This window comes from Klebsiella sp. NPDC088457 (genome assembly GCF_044900465.1).
Taxonomy (GTDB): domain Bacteria; phylum Pseudomonadota; class Gammaproteobacteria; order Enterobacterales; family Enterobacteriaceae; genus Klebsiella.
Genome location: NZ_JBJDNH010000053.1, coordinates 17,352 through 33,693 on the forward strand (window position 1 = coordinate 17,352; position 16,342 = coordinate 33,693).

A 16,342-nucleotide genomic window follows, 5' to 3' on the forward strand; every position below is an offset into this window, starting at 1 on the left:
CTGGAAGAGGGCCGGGGCAGGGGGCAATTAACTCCGTCTTCGCTGCATCATCCGCCGCGTAATAATCGGCAGCGAGATCACCACGATCAGCATCGCGCCGATGATGATCGACATCACGATGCCCGGTACGTTGAGCAGGCTCAGGCCGAAGGTCACCAGACCCATCAGGAAGGCGGCGATAATCACCCCCACCATGCTGCCGGAACCGCCGAGAATATTGACGCCACCGAGAACCGCCATGGTGACCACCGCCAGCTCCCAGCCCATTGCCAGCGTTGGACGGGTGCTGCCGAGCCTGGAAGTCAGCAGTACCGCGGCCAGCCCGGCCATCAATCCGACCAGCGCGAACAGCACCAGGTTGTGGCGCTTCACGTTGATCCCGGAAAACCAGGCCCCGGTCGGGTTATTGCCGATGGCGTAGGTCCGGCGGCCGAAGTTGGTCTTGTGCAGCAGGAAGGTAAAGGCGGCGGCGAGGAGGATAAACAGCGCGAACTCGAATGACAGCGCCCCCCACACGTAGCCCTGGCCGAACCACGCGAAGCTGTCCGGATAGTGATTGAGCGCCTTGTCGCCCAGCAGGATGTAGGTCATACCGCGATACAGGCTCATGGTGCCGATGGTGATCACGATCGACGACAGGTTAAAGCGCGTCACCAGAATGCCGTTAAACAGGCCGCACAGCAGGCCGACGCCCAATCCGATGACAACCAGCAGCGGCGTGTCTATCCCCGCCGCGGCGCAGAAGCCCATGACCGTTGAACTTAACGCCATCGTTGAGGCCACCGAGAGGTCGATTTCGCGGGCGATAATCAGCATCGCCATCGGCAGCACGATAATCGCTTTTTCGGTGAAGTTAAACGTGGCGTCCGACAGATTCCAGATATTGAGGAAGTAGGGCGACGCCAGGGCGTTTACCGCGAATACCGCCAGGGTGACCGCCAGCAGGAAGCCTTCCCAGCACAGCAGGCGGCTCAGCGGCGACGACGCGACCGGGGCGCTTTTCATCTCTTCAGACATCATCATTTTACTCATGATTTCACCGCCTGTTTCTGCCGGGCTAACGCCGCGTTACGCAGGATTAACCGTCCGTGGCCTCTATTGCCGCGCTCGTTAAGCAGCACCGCAATGACGATCACCGCGCCGGAAATCGCCATTTGCCAGAACGGCGAAATACCGATTACCGGCAGTGCGTTATTGATAACGCCGAGGAACAAAGCGCCGCACAGGCAGCCGAGCACCCGACCGGTACCGCCCATGGTGCTGATACCGCCGATAACGCAGGCGGCGACCACCTGCAGTTCAAAACCGTTGGCGACATCGACGTAGGCGACGGCAAAACGCGAGATCCACAGATAGCCGCAGAATCCGGCCAGCGCGCCGGAAAGGCAGAAGCTGACGAACTGCATTTTTCCGGCGTTAATTCCGGTGTAATACGCCGCCGTGGCGTTGCCGCCTGCGGTGTACAGGGCTCGCCCGGTGCGGCTATAGCGTAAGAAATAGCCGACCAGCAGCAACGCGCCGATGGCGCACCAGCTCAGCAGCGGCAGGCCCAGCAGCGAAGCGCGCGGCAGGCCGAGAAAATCGGCGCTCATCTGGTGCGAGTTAACCCAACCGCCGTCGGAGAGCAGAAAGATAATGCCGCGATAGATACTCATGGTACCGAGCGTAACCACGATGGCCGGAATACCGAGACGCCAGACCAGCAGGCCGTTGATTACCCCCATCAGCAACCCCAGTACGGTGGCCAGAATCAGCAGCGCCCATACCGGTACGCCGGGATAGTGGGCGTTGAGCAGAGCGACGATCATCCCGGTCAGCGCCAGGTTGGCGGCCATCGACAGATCGATACCTTTCGTCAGCAGCACCATCATCTGGCCAAGCGCGAGAATGATCAGAATCGAGGTGTCGTTAAACATTTCCACCAGGTTTTCCGGGGCGATAAACGACGGCGCCCGGCTGCCGATGGCGCCGATCATCAACACGATGACCGCCGCCAGCAGCGCTTCGCGGTGGTTAAGCAGTTGTCGCCACATTACGCTGCCTCCTGACCAATGCCGCTGGCGGCGCTGACGATGGTTTCCGCCGTCGCTTCACCCGCGCGGTATTCGGCAACCATCAGCCCTTCGTGCATCACGATGATGCGATCCGCCATCCCCATCACTTCCGGCAGCTCTGACGACACCATGATCACCGCCAGCCCCTGGCTGACCAGTTCGGACATAAACTGATGTACCGCCGCTTTGGAACCGATATCGATCCCCTTCGTCGGTTCATCAAGGATGATCACCTCCGGATGGGTGGCCAGCCATTTGCCGATCACCACTTTTTGCTGATTACCGCCGGAGAGGGTTTCGACCGCCTGCTGCCAGCTAAAGGCTTTAACCTGTAAGCGCGAGGCGTATTCATCGGCCAGCCGCCATTCGCGCGCGGCGTTAAGCACGCCGCGGGGGTTGAGTTTGCGCAGCTGCGGCAGGCTGATGTTCTGGGCGATCGACAGGGCAATAATCGCCCCCTGCTTCTGCCGTTCCTCCGGGACGCAGACGATACCGGCGCTGATGGCATCGGCAGGCTGACGAAAGCGCATGCTTTTGCCTTTCAGTACGATCTCGCCGGAAGAGGGATGCGAAACCCCGGACAGCGCCTGCATCAGCTCGGTACGCCCGGCGCCGACCAGGCCGTAAAAGCCGAGAATTTCCCCTTTGCGCAGGTTGAAGTTGATATGCGCGAACTCGGTGGGATGGCTGAGGTCTTTCACCTCCAGCACCGTCTCCCCGGGGGGCGAGTCGACTTTTGGGTAGGTTTGAGTGATGGCGCGACCGACCATCATCGCTACCATCCGCTCTTCGGTGATGTCGTTAATCGCGCCGGAGCTGACGTAAGCGCCGTCGCGCAGAATGGTGTAGTAGTCCGCCAGTTCGAAAATCTCGTCGAACTTATGCGAGATAAACAGAATCGCTTTCCCCTCCTGTTTCAGACGCTCAACGATTTGATAAAATTCCAGGATTTCATGCTGAGAAAGCGCGGCGGTCGGCTCATCAAGAATCACCACCTGGGCTGCAAAAGAGAGCGCCCGGGCAATGGCTACCATATGACGCTGGGCGATGCTCAGGGTTTTCAGCGTAGCGCGCGGGTCAATCTGCACCTCAAGACGGTTGAGGATCTCGCTGGCTTTACGGTGCATGGCGGGCCAGTCGAGCTTTTTCAGCAGGCCGGTATGCAGATACTGGCCGGCGAAAATATTCTCGGTGACTGAGAGCTCGTCAAACAGCACGGTTTCCTGATGAATGGCGGTGATCCCGACCTTATGTGCCGACTCCGGGTTCGGTAGCTGGATTGGGATCGCTTTATAGAGAATTTCGCCCTCTTCGGGCTGATAAATGCCGGTCATCACTTTGACCAGCGTGGATTTGCCCGCGCCGTTCTCGCCAATTAAGGCGGTGACTTTGCCGGGCCAGAGATCGAGCTGTACGTTCTCAAGGGCACGTACACCAGGAAAAACCTTGGTGATGCCCTTAAGCGACAGCAGAGGAGTGGATGCCGTCATGATAATTCTCCAGTTTTTCCCCTCTCCCGCGCAGGGAGAGGGGAGCGGGGTCAAAAGATTTTTGAGAATTTATCGATGTTGCTGGCATCGTAGACGAACGGCTCGGCCATCGCCCCGTTACCGTCGGCATCCAGCATCACTTTGCCCAGCTTGCCCATGCTGGCTTCGGTTTTCGTCGCCGTGCCTTTGACTAAGTCGTCGGCCAGATAGGTGGCGGCGTAGCCAAGGTCAATCGGGTTCCAGATAGCGAAGCTTTTGCTGGCGCCGGACTTAATCGCCCCGGCCATTTCCGACGGTAGCCCCAGCCCGGTCACGTAGACCTTGCCGATTTTGCCCTGATCCTTCACCGCCTGCGCGGCGGCAACGATCCCTACCGATGAAGGGGAAACGATGACTTTCAGATCGGGATATGACTTCAGCAGGCCCACCGCTTCGCGGTAGCTTTTATCAGACAGATCGTCACCATAGGCGACGGTGACCAGATCGACGGACGGATACTTCGGCAGCACCTTTTTCATCTCCGCAATCCAGATATTCTGGTTCGTGGAGGTCGGGGTGGCGCTTAACACGGCCACCTCCCCTTTTTCAACATTCAGCGCTTTTAAGGCATCGGCGGCAAGCTTAACGTTGGTTTCGCCAATCAAGGCATTATTGGAGGGATTTAAATGAATCTGCCGCCCCGCCGGGGAGACGCCGGAGTCCCAGGAGACGACCTTAATACCGCGCTGCATGGCTTTTTTCAGTACCGGGACCACGGCGTCAGGATCGTTGGCGGAGATAGCGATCGCATCCACTCCCTGGGCGATCAATCCGTTCAGTACTTCGATCTGCGCTTCCGCCGTGGTGGTGGTCGGCCCGGTATAGATCACTTTCACATCGCCTAACTCTTTGGCCGCTTCCTGTGCGCCGACGTTCGCTGCTTCGAAGAATCCATTTCCCAACGATTTCGCCACCAGGGCGATTTTGACTTCTGCTAAAGCGGAACCGGACAGCGCCAGGGCGGCAACGGTGAGGATCAAGCTTGGTTTTATTTTCATTGCTTTTACTCCACATGATTGAGTTAGCTTCCCGTCGTCTTGCGCCTTGCAGATGCCTTGGCTTGTCGTACCCGGTCTGTCCGTGGACCTCGCCCCTTTGGGACTGCTGCAAGCGGCGTTCAAATCGGCTTCTTGCCGATTTGTCAGCTCCGGGGAGCTGCGACGCCGCCTTCCTGCATGGCGCAATACTCAGGGAATGATTTGCAGGTGACAGAGTTCGCCCCGTCTCCGTGAGCGGGGCGCGATGTTGTTATTGATACAGATCTAAGGCGGACTGCATGGGTTGTACCGCAAAGCGTTTGCCCAGCGCGATGAGCTCTTCGCGGGTGATGGTCTGCTTCATGCCGCCCATGGAATAGACTTTCACCAGCACTTCGGCGGATTTTTCGGCGGTGTCGATCAGACCGAAGGTTTCGTCCAGCGTCGGGCCGCTGCCGAAGACGCCGTGGAAGGGCCACAGCACCAGCGAATGCTGGCGCATTTCCTGGGAGGTGGCCTGGCCGATTTCATCGGTACCCGGCACCATCCACGGTAGAATGCCGACGCCGTCCGGGAAGACCACCAGGCATTCGGTACTGCCTTCCCACAGTTTGCGGGTGAACAGATCGCTGTCGTTCTCCAGCACATAGGTCAGGGCGATCAGGTTGGTGGCGTGGCAGTGCATGATTACGCGGTCTTTACCGTGGGTCAGTTTGATGCGCTCGCTATGGGAGAGGAAATGCGCCGGTAATTCCGAGGTCGGTACCGCATCCTCCTCCAGGCCCCATAACACGTGATAACCCGCGCCGTCGCTGTCGACTTTGACCACCCCTAGATTGGCGGCGGGATCGAGCTGGACGTTGCGGAAAAATTTGCCGGAACCGGTCACGATAAACGGCTGGTTCGCCAGCGCCGGCATCGGCTGACTGAGGGCGATATAGCGCGGCCTGGCGTGAAAATCGGCGGTAAACGGTTCGATATCCGCTTCGTCCAGGCGCAGCGTCAGGTTACCGCCGTTGCGTTCGTCCCAGCCCTTCAGCCAGGCATCGGAAGTGGCTTTAATCATGCCCTGGACGAACCAGGAATGGATGATGTTATGCATAGTCTTGTGTTTCCTGTTCATTCGGTGCGGAGATTGCCCCCACCGTAAATAGGTTGTTTATCTGCCGTGGGTCCTGTGATGGCGTCGCAAACGGCTTATCCGGACGAGCAGAATGCGCCGATCCGTAGCCCGGGTCAGGCGTCAGCCGCGACCCGGGGGAAAATCCGGCATTATCCGCGCTGGCTCAGAACCGCTTTTTCGTAAGCCCGTACGCTATCCAGCCACTGGCTACCGGCCGGGGTGTCATGACGCTGGCAGTACATCTCCCAGATCGCCTGCCACGGCAGGCATTTTTGCTCTTCCAGCAGCGCCAGACGGGCGGTGTAATCGCCATCGCCTTCCAGCTGACGCAGCTGTGCCGTCGGTTCCAGCAGCGCGCGCAGCAGCGCTTTCTTCATATTGCGAGTACCGATAACCCATGCCGCGATGCGGTTGATGGAAGCATCAAAGAAATCGAGGCCGATATGTACGCGGTCAAACAGGTTGTGACGGATGATTTCGCTGGCGATCGCCTGGGTTTCATCGTCCAGCAGCACCACGTGGTCGCTATCCCAGCGGACCGGGCGGCTGACGTGCAGCAGCAGGCGCGGGATATAGAGCATGGCGGCGGAGATCTTGTCGGAAATCACCTCCGTGGGATGGAAGTGACCGGCATCGAGGCACAGCGCGGTCTGGCGGCTGGTAGCGTAGCCCATGTAGAACTCGTTGGAGCCGACGGTGTAGCTTTCGGCACCGATGCCAAACAGCTTGCTCTCCACGGCATCGATATGGTGCGCCGGGTCGAGTTTTTCGCTAATCACTTCATCCAGCGCATTCAGCAGACGCTGGCGCGGCGCGAAGCGGTCAACGGTGATGTCCTTCATGCCGTCCGGGATCCAGATATTCATCACCGACGGGGTGCCGAGCTGTTCGCCGAAATACGCCGAGACGCGGCGGCTGGCCTTGCAGTGATCGATCCAGAACTGGCGGATCTCATCATTGGCGTGCGACAGGGTAAAGCCGTCGGCGCTCAGCGGGTGTGAGAAACAGGACGGGTTAAAATCCAGCCCCAGTTTGTTGGCTTTGGCCCACTCAACCCAGTTTCTGAAGTGTTCCGGTTTGATTTCATTGCGCGCAACCGGCGTCTGCGATTCCAGATAAAGGGCGTGCAGATTCAGGCGTTTTGGTCCGGGGATCAGGCTCAGCGCCTGCTCAAGATCGGCGCGCAGTTCGCTGGCGTTGCGCGCTTTGCCCGGATAATTGCCCGTTGCCTGGATGCCGCCGGTTAAATTTCCTTCCGGGTTTTCGAAGCCGGCGACGTCATCGCCCTGCCAGCAGTGCATTGACACCGGTAGGCGGTCCAGCTGGCGCAAGGCCTCCTCGACATCTACGCCGACGGTCGCGTAGCGCTGTTTAGCAATCTCCCAGGCTTGTTCAAGTTGAGTGGTCATGCGCAAAGCTCCTTATTCTGTTGCGACTGAAACTGCGCCACGAAGCGGGCAATTTCGTTTTCAGGATTGGGGGTAAACGTGGTGAGCGCAGAGTTGTGGCGCACCACCTGACGGAAATCGTCGACGTTATTCAGCTCATCCAGCGTCATCAGCTGGATACCGATATTGCCCAGCGTAGAGGCCTCGACAGGGCCGGCGACCACCGTGATGCCGCAGGCGTCGGCGCACAGCTGGTTGAGCAGCGCGTTCTGGCAGCCGCCGCCCACGATATGCAGCTGGCTGAACGGCTGTCCGCGCAGCCGGATGAGTTCGTTGAGCACGCGGGCGTAGAGCAGAGCGAGGCTGTCGAAAATGCAGCGCGCCAGTTCGACGGCCTCCATGGGTACCGGCTGCCCGGATTCGCGGCAGGCGGCCTGAATTTCGCCGCTCATATTGGGCGGATTGATAAAACGGTCGTCGTTGCAATCAATCACAAAGCGGCAGGCCGGAAGCCGCTCGCCGCGGGCGATCAGCGTAGAGAGTTCACCGATGTTTTGCTCTTGCAACACCCGCTGTAGCAGCCAGAGCCCCATGATATTTTTCAACACCCGATAGCGCCCTTCGGCACCGCCTTCATTGGTGATATTGGCCTTCAGCGCTTCGCTGCTGGTGTAAGGCGTTCGGCTTTCAAAGCCCATCAGCGACCAGGTGCCGGAAGAGAGATAAGCGGCGTTCTGAGAGGACAGCGGCGCGGCGATCACCGCGCTGGCGGTATCGTGACTGGCGACAGCGACCACCGGAATGGCGTTCCCCTGCGGACACGTCCAGTGGCCGATCACGTTACCCGGATGACGCGGCGTGCCGAACCACGCGCGCGGCGCCCCGGTCCAGCTCAGCAGGTCGTCATCCCAGCTATCGCTATCAATATTGACCAGCTGGGTGGTGGTGGCGTTGGTGTATTCCCAGTTCATCCTGCCGGTCAGACGGAAGCTGAAATAGTCGGGGATCAGCAGCGCATGCACGGCCTGGCTGACCAGTTCAGGCTGTTGTTCAACCAGTGCGCGCAGCTGATACAGGGTGTTGAAGGGCATAAACTGGATGCCGCTGCGACGGTAGATCTCGGCGCGTCCTATCTGCTCTTCAGCATGCTGCATCAGACCGTGGGTGCGAGCGTCGCGGTAGGAGATCGGTAGGCCGACGCGTTGCCCCTGCTCGTTCAGCAGCACATAATCCACGCCCCAGGTATCAATACCGATGCTATCGATGGCGATTCCCTGTTCGCAGACCTTTGCCAGCCCGCGGCGAATTTCGCCTTCCAGACGGTCGATATCCCAACAGTCATAGCCCGCCACCTTGCGCAGACTATTGGTGAAACGATGAATCTCACGCAGCGTCAGCGCACGCTGCGCGCGGTCGTAGCGGGCAAGCATGACCCGCCCGCTGGAGGCGCCTAAATCAACGGCTACACAATGACGAAAGCTCATGGGGAGATCCTTGTGAAAATCATTGTCAGCAGTCTAAAAAAGTCATGCGCCGCCGACCTTCTTGCCACGGACAGGGAAAATTGGCGGCTGGCAACAAAGCAAAGGTGACCGTGAGAGAGGTCACAATTTCGCTTAATCAGCGGGACGGTCAGGGATGTGATGTTGTCCGCAGTTCCCGATCTTTCCGGCTATTTCTTGAAAATGCGGCAGGCTTTACGAATTTTGCGGTCAAAAATTGAAGGCCGGAATGCTAACCCTTAATTACTATTTGCTTCACTGATTGATAACATTTCTCATTTCGAGGGCGCAGCTATGACCATATTGCACAGTGTGGATTTCTTTAAGTCCGGGACTTCTGCTGTTGCCATTGAGCCACGCCTTCCTCAGTCGGCGTTTCCGGAACATCACCACGATTTCCATGAAATCGTCATCGTTGAGCACGGCACCGGGATCCACGTTTTTAACGGGCAGCCCTATACCATCAGCGGTGGCTCGGTGTGTTTTATTCGCGATCACGACCGTCATCTCTATGAGCACACCGACAATTTGTGTCTGACCAACGTGCTGTATCGCGCGCCGGATGCCTTTCGCTTTCTCAACGGGGTTAATCAGCTGTTGCCCCAGGAGCAGGAGGGAAACTATCTCTCCCACTGGCGGGTGAATCAGACGGTGTTGCAGCAGGTACGGCAGATTGTCGATCGGCTGGACCATGCCGGCCACGAAGCGGATATGCATACCATCGCCGGCCGCGAGATTCTGTTTATGCAACTGCTGGTGCTGCTGCGTAAAAGCAGCCTTGCGGAAGAGGCGGCGGACAACGAAGCGCGGCTCAATCATCTGCTGGCCTGGCTGGAAGATCACTTCGCCGACGAGGTGTGCTGGGAGGAGGTGGCGGCGAAGTTTTCACTGTCGCTGCGGACCTTGCATCGTCAGCTTAAGCAGCAAACGGGTTTGACGCCGCAGCGCTACCTCAACCGGGTGCGGTTAGTGAAGGCGCGTCACCTGCTGCGCCATAGCGATGAAAGCGTGACGGAAATCGCCTATCGCTGCGGATTTGGCGACAGTAACCACTTTTCGACGCTTTTTCGCCGGGAGTTTTCATGGTCGCCGCGCGATATTCGCCAGGGGCGGGACGCTATTCTTCAGTAACGCGAGAGCAGTCAACGTTTTAGCCAGCAAAAACGCCAATAATAAAATGTTTTTTGGCGGTGGAGTTCTTGTCGTGGCCGGTCAGCTGATTCTTCGCAAAGATGAGTTTTTTGCTTCTCCTTCTCAGGCGGTAGCGGTCGCCGATCGTTACCCGCAAAATGTCTTCGCCGAGCATACCCACGAGTTCTGTGAGCTGGTGCTGGTGTGGCGTGGAAACGGCCTGCACGTCCTTAACGATCGTCCCTGGCGCATCACCCGTGGCGATCTGTTCTACATTCGCGCCGAAGATAAACACTCCTATGCTTCGGTTAACGATTTAGTCCTGCAAAACGTGATTTATTGCCCGGACCGGCTGCGGCTGAATTTTGACTGGGCGGCTCATATTCCCGGTCTGTTTGGCACGCCGTGGATCCCGCACTGGCGGATCGGCAGCTCCGGTATGACCCAGGTGCGCCAGGTGATTACCCAGCTCGAGCAGGAGAGCTCCCGCGGCGACGCGCAGGCGAATAACATGGCCGAGCTGCTGTTTGCGCAGCTGGTGCTGGTTCTCCAGCGTCACCGCTATGCCACCGATAACCTGGCGGCGACCCAAAGCGAAACGCTCCTCGATAAACTGCTGACCGAACTGGCGGGCAGCCTGAACCGGCCTTTTGTCCTCGACCGCTTTTGTCTGCGGGAAGGGTGCGGCGAACGCGCGCTACGCCAGCAGTTTCGCCAGCAGACCGGGATGACGATTAACCACTATCTGCGGCAGCTGCGGATTTGCCACGCGCAGTATTTATTGCAGCATACGGAGCGGTTGATTGGCGAAATCGCCATGCAGTGCGGGTTTGAAGACAGCAACTACTTTTCCGTGGTGTTCAACCGGGAAATTGGCATGACCCCCGGACAGTGGCGGCAACGCAGCCGCGTTGCCGCCTGGGAGGGTTAGTTCGCCATCCCGAGGCCGACGATATTGGCGGCGATAATAATCACCACGCAGCCCAGGCTTAACACGCTGACCGGCCGACGGCCGGCGTTGTTCCACTCCTTCAGCACCAGCCCGACCAGGCCGCCGCACAGCACATAGAAGCTCATATGCAGCATCCAGCTCATGTAGTCATACTGCGCGGGAATGCTGGCGTGACCCCAGGCATAGAAGAAGAACTGCAGGTACCACATCAGGCCGCCAAGCGCCGACAGCAGCACGTTGGCCACGATCAGCGGTTTGGCCAGCGAGAAGTCGGCTCTGAGCGACAGACTTTTCACTTTCGCCAGGCGAATAAAGCAAAAGCCAAGGTTGACCAGCGCGCCGCCGCCCATAATCACCACGTAGCTGGGCAGGGCGGTGTACAGCGGATCGACGCCCAATGCTGCCGCGGCATCGTGCATCGGCCGGGCGGCGTTCATCGCAAAAGACATGCCGGCGGAAAAAACACCGCACATCACCGCCAGCATCAGCCCTTTTTTCAGGTTGAAATCTTCGGCTTTAAAGCCCATTTTGCGCTCTTTCAGCTGGCCTGCCCGCGTGACGATGGCAACGCCAACCACCGCCACCAGCACCCCGAGCAAGGTCATCTGGCCGCCCTGGGTGTGAATTAATATCGCGAACTGGCCGTTGATAATCGGGGTCATCAGGGTGCCGACAATCAAGGTGATACCAATCGCGATACCGATCCCCATCGACATACCGAGGTAGCGCATCGTCAGGCCGTAATTGATGTTGCCGATCCCCCACATGGCGCCAAACAGAAATACCGGCAGCAGCGTGGAGGCGTTGAAAGAGCGGTAATAGGCCCAGAAATCGGGCAGCAGCATGGCGCTAATGGCCCACGGAAGAACCAGCCAGGAGACAATCCCGCCGATAGACCACATGGTTTCCCATGACCACTGTTTAACTTGTTTGAACGGGGCATAGAAACAGGCTGCACTGGCCGCACCTATCAAATGCCAAAAAATACCCATCGTAATCGCGTGACTCATTGATTTTATCCTCATCTATTTTTTTATCGGATAAATCTTCTTCCGACACGATGAGTGTAAAAATCGGTCAGTTTTTTCACCTTCAGGCTGTTGCCATGTGATGTTGAACCCTGGCAATCAACGGCTTAATTACTTGTTCCAGCTCACAAAAATGCGCCTATGCCTTGCAGTTATAACCTTATTAAAAATACGGCATTGATAAGCGTTTTCAATATCATTTAATTAACTATAATGAACCAACTGCTTACGCGGCCTTAACACTTCCTGCCGCTTGACAATAATGGAGAGGATTATGAGTTATACACTACCAGCCCTGCCGTACGCTTATGACGCCCTGGAACCGCACTTCGATAAGCAGACGATGGAAATCCATCACACTAAACACCACCAGGCCTACGTTAACAACGCCAACGCGGCGCTGGAAAGCCTGCCAGAATTCGCCAGCCTGCCTGTTGAAGAACTGATCGCTAAACTGGATCAGCTGCCGGCTGACAAAAAAGGCGTTCTGCGTAACAACGCAGGCGGCCACGCGAACCACAGCCTGTTCTGGAAAGGCCTGAAAACCGGCACGACCCTGCAGGGTGACCTGAAAGCCGCGATCGAACGTGATTTCGGTTCCGTTGATAACTTCAAAGCTGAGTTTGAAAAAGCGGCAGCGACCCGTTTCGGTTCCGGCTGGGCGTGGCTGGTACTGAAAGGCGACAAACTGGCCGTGGTTTCTACCGCAAACCAGGACTCCCCGCTGATGGGTGAAGCTATTTCTGGCGTTTCCGGCTTCCCGATTCTGGGCCTGGACGTATGGGAACACGCTTACTACCTGAAATTCCAGAACCGTCGCCCGGACTACATCAAAGAGTTCTGGAACGTGGTTAACTGGGACGAAGCAGCAGCGCGTTTTGCCGCCAAAAAATAAGGTTGCATTGTGCTGAACGAGAAGCGAGTCTGATGACTCGCTTTTTTTGTATCGGCACAAGGAGCAGCAGATGCACTATCCGCTAAATGTCTACATCGGTCGCGTCCGCGACTATCCCGGCAGCCGCCCGAGCGCGATTGATAAAATTCAGGTCGATGGCGAGTTAACCCTCGGCGAGCTTGGGCTGGAAGGCGATGAGCAGGCGGAAAAGAAAATTCATGGCGGGCCGGATCGCGCGCTGTGCCACTACCCGCGCGAGCACTATGCCGACTGGATCCGCGAATTCCCCGAGCAGGCCGATCTGTTCTGCTCCCCGGCCTTTGGCGAAAATCTTTCTACCGAAGGGCTGACCGAGAAAAACGTCAATATCGGCGATATCTTCCGCTGGGGCGAGGCGCTGATTCAGGTTACGCAGCCCCGATCGCCATGTTTTAAACTCAATTTCCATTTTGGCATCAGCGATATGGCGCAGCTGATGCAGAACAATGGCCAAACAGGCTGGCTGTATCGCGTGGTGGCGGGCGGGCAGGTCTCCAGCGATGCGCCGCTGGAACGGGTCTCCCGGGTGAGCGACGTGAGCGTTCAGGAAGCCGGGGCGATAGCCTGGCACCTGCCGTTCGACGATGAGCAGTATCATCGCCTGCTGTCTGCGGCAGGACTGTCGGCGAGCTGGACCCGGACCATGCAGAAACGACGTCTGAGCGGAAAAATCGAGGATGCTTCGCGCCGCCTGTGGGGAAAATAATTTCCCCACAGGCGCCAACGCCTTATCCGGGCTACGAGGGTTGCGCAGTTCACTACGTGTAGCCCGGCTAAGCGCAGCGCGAGCCGGGGATGAACGTATCAGGTGCGCTTATACAACGGCAGCCAGATCGTCAGGCGTAAACCGCCTAATGGGCTGTCATCGGCTTTGACCCAACCGCGATGCTGTTGAATCGCCGCTTCGACAATCGCCAGTCCCAGACCGGTGCCGCCAGACTCGCGATCGCGCGCTTCGTCGGTACGGTAGAACGGACGGAAAATCTGCTCGCGATCCTCCGGGCTGACGCCCGGACCGTCGTCATCGACGTTAACCGTGATGCCGTCTTTATCCACCGAAAAACTGACCGAAATTTTGGTATGCGAGTAGCGCAGCGCGTTGCGCACGATATTCTCCAGCGCGCTTTCCAGCGCATTGGGGTTGCCGTACAGCGGCCAGGGACCCGGCGGATACTCCACGGTGAAGGATTTGCCAACCTGCTCAGCCTCGAATGCGGCGTTATCCAGCACTTCACCCCATAGCTGATTGGCTTTCACCGTTTCGCTCACCAGGGCGTTGTTCGCCTGGTTGCGCGACATCACCAGCAGGTCGTTGATCATGCTGTCCAGCCGGTGGGCTTCCGTCTCAATACGCTCAAGCTCTTTGCTCTCGCCGCTGCGACGGCGCAGCAAGGCGGTGCCGAGCTGCAGGCGCGTAAGCGGCGTACGCAGTTCGTGGGAAATATCGGACAACAAACGCTGCTGGCCGGTCATCATCCGCTCCAGCGCCGTCACCATCTGGTTAAAACTGGCCCCGGCGGCTAAAAACTCCTGCGGGCCGGCTTCCAGCTCAGGATGCTGACGCAGGTTGCCTTGCGCGACCTCATCGGCGGCATTTTTCAGCTTACGCGCCGGCTTGGCCAGGCTCCACGCGAGCCACAGCAGCAGCGGTGAACTGACCAGCATCGTGACAATCAGCAGCAGTAACGGGCGGTCGAACAGCAGGTTGATAAAATCGGATTGGGAGGTGCTGGCAGGGCGGATAAGATAGAGCTGGTAATTATCTTCCCCATCCCTGACGGAAAACGGCCCGACCATTTCCAGGCGCCCGTAGCGTTTTTTCTGCGGATGATCGGCATTATCGGCCTGGCCGATAAAGTTACGAATGATCTGCATTTCGTTGCGTTCTGCGCCGATAACGCGCCCTTCGCTGGTGACCAGCAGTAAACGCTGTCCCGGCGGGGCCCACTTATCGATGGCGCGGAACAGACGCCGCCACCACATCAGGTCATTTGGCGGATCGGTCGCCAGTTCGGCCTCGACGTGCTGTTCGATCATGGTGCCCTGGCGCTGCTCGCTTTCCAGGAGTTCGGTCATCTGGCGCGAATCCAGCTTGGGCAACATCAGAACCAGCATCAACACCAGCGCCAGCGTGAGCCAGAAAATAGCGAAGATGCGTGCGGTTAAACTTCCAATCATGAAGCTGAAACCATCAGGTAGCCACGGCCGCGCAGGGTTTTAAACCACGGATGACCGTCTTTACGCTCCGGCAGCTTACGCCGCAGGTTGGAAATATGCATATCGATGGCGCGGTCAAATGGCGTCAGGCGTTTGCCCAACACCTCCTGACTCAGATGTTCACGTGACACCACCTGACCAAGATGCTGCGCCAGCAGGTAGAGCAGGGTGAACTCGGTACCGGTCAGCTCCAGCGTTTGCCCGTCAAAATTGGCTTCCTGACGGCCTGGGTTGAGGCTCAACGCGTCAACTTCCAGCGTCGGTGAGCCGGCTTCGGTGGTTTGTTGCTGCTCGCTCCAGTGAGAACGACGCAGAATCGCGCGTATGCGCGCCACCAGTTCACGATCGTTAAACGGCTTAGGTAGGTAGTCATCCGCGCCCAGCTCAAGGCCGAGAACGCGATCCAGCTCGCTGCCGCGGGCAGTTAGCATGATAACCGGGGTCTGGTGTGTCTGACGCAACTCTTTAAGCGTATCGATACCGTTTTTCTTCGGCATCATCACATCAAGTAAAAGTAAATCGATGCTGTCGTCCAGAAGGGCCAGCGCCTGTTCCCCGTCATGGGCTACGAGCACGTTAAATCCTTCCATATCGAGCAGCTCTTTTAACAGGGAGGTGAGCTCCCGGTCATCATCAACTAACAGGATTTTATTCATTGTTTAAATACCTCCGAGGCAGAAATTACGTCATCAAGGCTCGCTAATCCATGACTTTACGTTGTTTTACACCCCCTGACGCATGTTTGCAGCCCGAATCGTAGACTGGCTCTCGTTGAATCGCGACACAAACGTTTTGGGAGTATGTGATGCGCAATGTTATTGCTGCCGTCATGGCCTCAACGCTGGCGCTAAGTGCATATAGCCAGGCCGCTGAAGTCGTTACCAGCGTTAACTGGCTCCCCGGAGACGATGGGGCACAGCGCAGCAGCCAGAGTCATATGTTTGACGGCATAAGTCTAACCGAACAGCAACGACAGCAGTTACGAGATCTTATGCAACGGGCACGCCATGACCGGCAACCCATTAATGTTAGCGAAATGGAGACAATGCATCGCCTTGTCACCGCAGAAAATTTTGATGAGAACGCTGTGCGCGCTCAGGCCGATAAGATGGCTCAGGAGCAGGTTGCTCGCCAGATTGAAATGGCGAAGGTCCGCAACCAGATGTATCACCTGCTAACGCCGGAGCAGCAAGCGGTTCTCAATGCGAAACACCAGCAACGAATGGATCAGTTGCGTGAGGTTGTAAGGATGCAAAAAGGTTCAGCAACCATGCTGTCGAGTAGTAGCAATACCGTGCAACCCCAGTAGTAAACCCTGTTTTCCTTGCCATAGACACCATCCCTGTCTTCCCCTCCATGATGGAGGGGTTTTTTTTATCAATCACTTACCTCTGCATTCAAGCCAAAACAACGACTTAAAAAGAGTTGTGAAGGTTTGGAGCACTTTCAAATTTCCCGAAGCGTGGACAGTATGTGGACACTTCGGGGCGCTCTTTATGCCGCAATT

General features: G+C 57.6%; 15 protein-coding genes. 5 read left to right on the forward strand and 10 right to left on the reverse strand.

Annotated features, from left to right (window positions below; all coding sequences use genetic code 11):
- Positions 1–27: 27 nt before the first annotated feature.
- The 7 genes from ACI2JR_RS24375 to rhaB form a co-directional block, all read right to left on the reverse strand.
- On the reverse strand, positions 28–1,032 hold the full coding sequence (locus ACI2JR_RS24375) for an ABC transporter permease (protein WP_462479664.1): 1,005 nt from the start codon (positions 1,030–1,032) through the stop codon (positions 28–30).
- Complete coding sequence (locus ACI2JR_RS24380; protein WP_462479665.1) at positions 1,029–2,033, reverse strand: ABC transporter permease; 1,005 nt, start codon at positions 2,031–2,033, stop codon at positions 1,029–1,031. The genes ACI2JR_RS24375 and ACI2JR_RS24380 overlap by 4 nt, the downstream gene beginning before the upstream one ends.
- On the reverse strand, positions 2,033–3,544 hold the full coding sequence (locus ACI2JR_RS24385) for a sugar ABC transporter ATP-binding protein (RefSeq protein WP_462479666.1): 1,512 nt from the start codon (positions 3,542–3,544) through the stop codon (positions 2,033–2,035). Before ACI2JR_RS24385 ends, ACI2JR_RS24380 begins: the two co-directional genes overlap by 1 nt.
- A 50-nt stretch (positions 3,545–3,594) precedes the next feature.
- Positions 3,595–4,581: a rhamnose ABC transporter substrate-binding protein gene (gene rhaS / locus ACI2JR_RS24390; protein ID WP_462479667.1), complete on the reverse strand. Its 987-nt coding sequence runs from the start codon at positions 4,579–4,581 to the stop codon at positions 3,595–3,597.
- 250 nt (positions 4,582–4,831) lie between these two features.
- The gene (rhaD, locus tag ACI2JR_RS24395) at positions 4,832–5,662 is read right to left on the reverse strand and encodes a rhamnulose-1-phosphate aldolase (RefSeq protein ID WP_462479668.1); all 831 of its coding nucleotides are present in this window, start codon (positions 5,660–5,662) and stop codon (positions 4,832–4,834) included.
- 170 nt (positions 5,663–5,832) lie between these two features.
- On the reverse strand, positions 5,833–7,092 hold the full coding sequence (gene rhaA / locus ACI2JR_RS24400) for an L-rhamnose isomerase (protein WP_132731801.1): 1,260 nt from the start codon (positions 7,090–7,092) through the stop codon (positions 5,833–5,835).
- Positions 7,089–8,555, reverse strand: coding sequence for a rhamnulokinase (rhaB, locus tag ACI2JR_RS24405; RefSeq protein ID WP_462479669.1), 1,467 nt, complete (start codon positions 8,553–8,555; stop codon positions 7,089–7,091). Before rhaB ends, rhaA begins: the two co-directional genes overlap by 4 nt.
- A 312-nt stretch (positions 8,556–8,867) precedes the next feature.
- Here rhaB and rhaS (ACI2JR_RS24410) point away from each other — a divergent pair, with 312 nt between their 5' ends.
- On the forward strand, positions 8,868–9,704 hold the full coding sequence (gene rhaS, locus ACI2JR_RS24410) for an HTH-type transcriptional activator RhaS (protein WP_462479670.1): 837 nt from the start codon (positions 8,868–8,870) through the stop codon (positions 9,702–9,704).
- 73 nt (positions 9,705–9,777) lie between these two features.
- On the forward strand, positions 9,778–10,635 hold the full coding sequence (gene rhaR / locus ACI2JR_RS24415; RefSeq protein ID WP_462479671.1) for an HTH-type transcriptional activator RhaR: 858 nt from the start codon (positions 9,778–9,780) through the stop codon (positions 10,633–10,635).
- Here rhaR and rhaT read toward each other — a convergent pair.
- The gene (gene rhaT, locus ACI2JR_RS24420; protein WP_462479672.1) at positions 10,632–11,666 is read right to left on the reverse strand and encodes an L-rhamnose/proton symporter RhaT; all 1,035 of its coding nucleotides are present in this window, start codon (positions 11,664–11,666) and stop codon (positions 10,632–10,634) included. The genes rhaR and rhaT overlap by 4 nt on opposite strands.
- Before the next feature lie 292 nt (positions 11,667–11,958).
- On the opposite strand from rhaT, the gene sodA reads away from it, so the two are divergent.
- Positions 11,959–12,579, forward strand: coding sequence for a superoxide dismutase [Mn] (sodA, locus tag ACI2JR_RS24425; protein WP_462479673.1), 621 nt, complete (start codon positions 11,959–11,961; stop codon positions 12,577–12,579).
- Between the two features lie 70 nt (positions 12,580–12,649).
- Positions 12,650–13,324, forward strand: a complete 675-nt coding sequence (gene yiiM / locus ACI2JR_RS24430) for a 6-hydroxyaminopurine reductase (RefSeq protein WP_462479674.1) — start codon at positions 12,650–12,652, stop codon at positions 13,322–13,324.
- Positions 13,325–13,422: 98 nt separating this feature from the next.
- Here the strand turns inward: yiiM and cpxA are convergent, their stop codons facing one another.
- Positions 13,423–14,796, reverse strand: a complete 1,374-nt coding sequence (gene cpxA / locus ACI2JR_RS24435; protein WP_004869367.1) for an envelope stress sensor histidine kinase CpxA — start codon at positions 14,794–14,796, stop codon at positions 13,423–13,425.
- Complete coding sequence (gene cpxR / locus ACI2JR_RS24440) at positions 14,793–15,491, reverse strand: envelope stress response regulator transcription factor CpxR (protein ID WP_004203671.1); 699 nt, start codon at positions 15,489–15,491, stop codon at positions 14,793–14,795. Before cpxR ends, cpxA begins: the two co-directional genes overlap by 4 nt.
- A gap of 149 nt (positions 15,492–15,640) precedes the next feature.
- On the opposite strand from cpxR, the gene cpxP reads away from it, so the two are divergent.
- Positions 15,641–16,144, forward strand: a complete 504-nt coding sequence (gene cpxP / locus ACI2JR_RS24445; protein WP_462479675.1) for a cell-envelope stress modulator CpxP — start codon at positions 15,641–15,643, stop codon at positions 16,142–16,144.
- Positions 16,145–16,342: the final 198 nt, after the last annotated feature.

Excerpts from the sequence above, each read along its gene's own strand:
- rhaS (WP_462479670.1), top strand. The coding sequence starts at position 8,868 with ATGACCATATTGCACAGTGTGGATTTCTTTAAGTCCGGGACTTCTGCT.
- cpxP (WP_462479675.1), top strand. The coding sequence starts at position 15,641 with ATGCGCAATGTTATTGCTGCCGTCATGGCCTCAACGCTGGCGCTAAGT.
- ACI2JR_RS24380 (WP_462479665.1), bottom strand. The coding sequence starts at position 2,033 with ATGTGGCGACAACTGCTTAACCACCGCGAAGCGCTGCTGGCGGCGGTC.
- rhaT (WP_462479672.1), bottom strand. The coding sequence starts at position 11,666 with ATGAGTCACGCGATTACGATGGGTATTTTTTGGCATTTGATAGGTGCG.
- cpxR (WP_004203671.1), bottom strand. The coding sequence starts at position 15,491 with ATGAATAAAATCCTGTTAGTTGATGATGACCGGGAGCTCACCTCCCTG.
- cpxA (WP_004869367.1), bottom strand. The coding sequence starts at position 14,796 with ATGATTGGAAGTTTAACCGCACGCATCTTCGCTATTTTCTGGCTCACG.
- yiiM (WP_462479674.1), top strand. The coding sequence starts at position 12,650 with ATGCACTATCCGCTAAATGTCTACATCGGTCGCGTCCGCGACTATCCC.
- rhaD (WP_462479668.1), bottom strand. The coding sequence starts at position 5,662 with ATGCATAACATCATCCATTCCTGGTTCGTCCAGGGCATGATTAAAGCC.
- ACI2JR_RS24375 (WP_462479664.1), bottom strand. The coding sequence starts at position 1,032 with ATGAGTAAAATGATGATGTCTGAAGAGATGAAAAGCGCCCCGGTCGCG.
- sodA (WP_462479673.1), top strand. The coding sequence starts at position 11,959 with ATGAGTTATACACTACCAGCCCTGCCGTACGCTTATGACGCCCTGGAA.
- ACI2JR_RS24385 (WP_462479666.1), bottom strand. The coding sequence starts at position 3,544 with ATGACGGCATCCACTCCTCTGCTGTCGCTTAAGGGCATCACCAAGGTT.
- rhaB (WP_462479669.1), bottom strand. The coding sequence starts at position 8,555 with ATGAGCTTTCGTCATTGTGTAGCCGTTGATTTAGGCGCCTCCAGCGGG.
- rhaS (WP_462479667.1), bottom strand. The coding sequence starts at position 4,581 with ATGAAAATAAAACCAAGCTTGATCCTCACCGTTGCCGCCCTGGCGCTG.
- rhaA (WP_132731801.1), bottom strand. The coding sequence starts at position 7,092 with ATGACCACTCAACTTGAACAAGCCTGGGAGATTGCTAAACAGCGCTAC.